The 1759-nt window shown below is 74.0% G+C and carries 2 protein-coding genes; one reads left to right on the forward strand and one right to left on the reverse strand.

Annotated features, from left to right (window positions below):
- Positions 1-418 (forward strand): amidohydrolase family protein (locus KS423_RS44975; RefSeq protein WP_224285439.1); only part of this gene is annotated, 418 nt, incomplete at its 5' end.
- A 68-nt stretch (positions 419-486) separates the two neighbouring features.
- On the opposite strand, the gene KS423_RS44980 is transcribed toward KS423_RS44975, so the two are convergent.
- Positions 487-1485, reverse strand: coding sequence for a hypothetical protein (locus tag KS423_RS44980; RefSeq protein WP_224285440.1), 999 nt, complete (start codon positions 1483-1485; stop codon positions 487-489).
- Positions 1486-1759: the final 274 nt, after the last annotated feature.

The following is a 1759-nucleotide window of genomic DNA, read 5'->3' on the forward strand; positions in this document are numbered from 1 at the left end:
GCTGGACCTCGCCTACGGCACCGCCGGCGCGAACCGGGTCGCCCTGATCACCGACGCCATGGGCGCGGCCGGCATGGGCGACGGCCTCTACCCGCTCGGCCCGCTCCAGGTCGAGGTCAGGGACGGCGTGGCCCGGCTGGTCGAGGGCGGCGCGATCGCCGGCTCCACCCTCACCCTGGACGTGGCGTTCAAGCGCTCGGTCACCGTCAACGGGCTGAGCCTGAACCAGACCGTCGAGTCGCTGTCCGCCACCCCGGCCCGGCTGCTCGGCCTGAGCGACTCGATCGGCTCGCTGGAGACCGGCAAGCTCGCCGACCTGGTCGTGGTCGACTCCGACACCTTCGACCTGGTCGCCGTCATGCGCCACGGCCGCTGGGTCCTCGGCGGCGACACGTTCCCCACCGTCGAACCCGCCTGAGCAACGCCGACGGCCGCCCTCCCCCTGCGGGGACGGGCGGCCGTGGTGTGTCCGGAGGGCGGGCGGGCTCAGCCGCCCGGCTCGATGGTGATCTGGTCGATCAGGACCGGACCGGAGGGCACCGTGAAGGTCACCGAGTTCGGCCCGGCCTGGAACTGCGGGAGTATCCAGGTGCTGAACCAGGCGGACGTCTGGTCCTTGGGGGGCGCGCCGTAGATCTTGTAGGTCACCCCGCTCGGCCAGTCCTTGCCGTTCACCGCGACCGCGCCCTTGAAGTCCGCGCCCGAGTAGTTGTAGTGCACGGTCAGCTTGTACGTCCCGGCCGTGGCGATCTCACCGGTCCAGGTCACCGAACCGCCCGGCTGGAGCGTCAGGTAGCTGCCGTCGGCGGACTTGGCGCCCTTGACGCTGTTGCCGGACGGCGCGTTCTGCCCCTGGAGCTGGCCCGCGTCCACGGTCGTCGGACCGGAGATGGCGGTCGCGCTCGCCGAGGGGGCTGCGCTCGCGGTGGTGGCCGTCGGCACCGGGGTGGTGGGGGCCGGCGGGGCGGTGGTCGCGGTGCCGCCCTTGGCGCTCTTGTCACCGTCCGGGTCCCCGGTGGAGAGCGCTATGCCGGCACCGATCGCTATCGCCGCGACCACGGCCACCGCGCCGATCACCGCGCCCCGGCTGCGGCCGCTGCTGCGGGGCTCCTCCCCCGGCTGCGGCCGGGAGTGCTCCGCGTAGCGGGTCTGCTGGCTGGGCGCGGCACCGTACTCGGGCTGCTGCGGCGGGCCGGGCTGACCGCCGTACGGGGCCTGCGGCTGACCGCCCGGGTACCCCTGCGGCGGCATGCCCTGCTGGCCGTACGGCTGCTGCTGTTGCGGCGCCCGCTGCGGATAGCCGTACTGCGCGCGCCCGACCTCCATCGGGCGGTTGTACGACGTGCGCGGGACCCCCTGCTGCGGCTCGGCCGGCTCTCCGGTGGAACCGTCGGCCGGGCGGTAGAGGTAGCCGAACGGGTCGTCGTCCTGCGGGGCACCGCCCCCCTGGCCCTCGGGCACTCCGTTGCTGCCGGCGGTCGTCACGGTGGTCTGCTCCCCCATCCGGTGCGCCGCCGGCTGCGGGCGGCGCAGATCATGGACGCTGTCGTACCGGGAACCCTACCTGTCGTTTGTGACGGCGGGGAAAGACCCCTTGACAACTCACGGGTAACCCGGACCGACCAGGGCCGACCCGGGCCGACCCGGGCCCGCGGCGGCCGTCCGTCGGCTCAGCCCGCGCGGCGAGCGTTCGCACCGCCCCGCCCCTGGCCCGCTTCTCGTCGTACATCCGCTCGTCCGCGGTGTGCAGTACCTCCTC

Source organism: Streptomyces sp. LS1784 (assembly GCF_020103755.1).
Taxonomy (GTDB): Bacteria; Actinomycetota; Actinomycetes; order Streptomycetales; family Streptomycetaceae; genus Kitasatospora.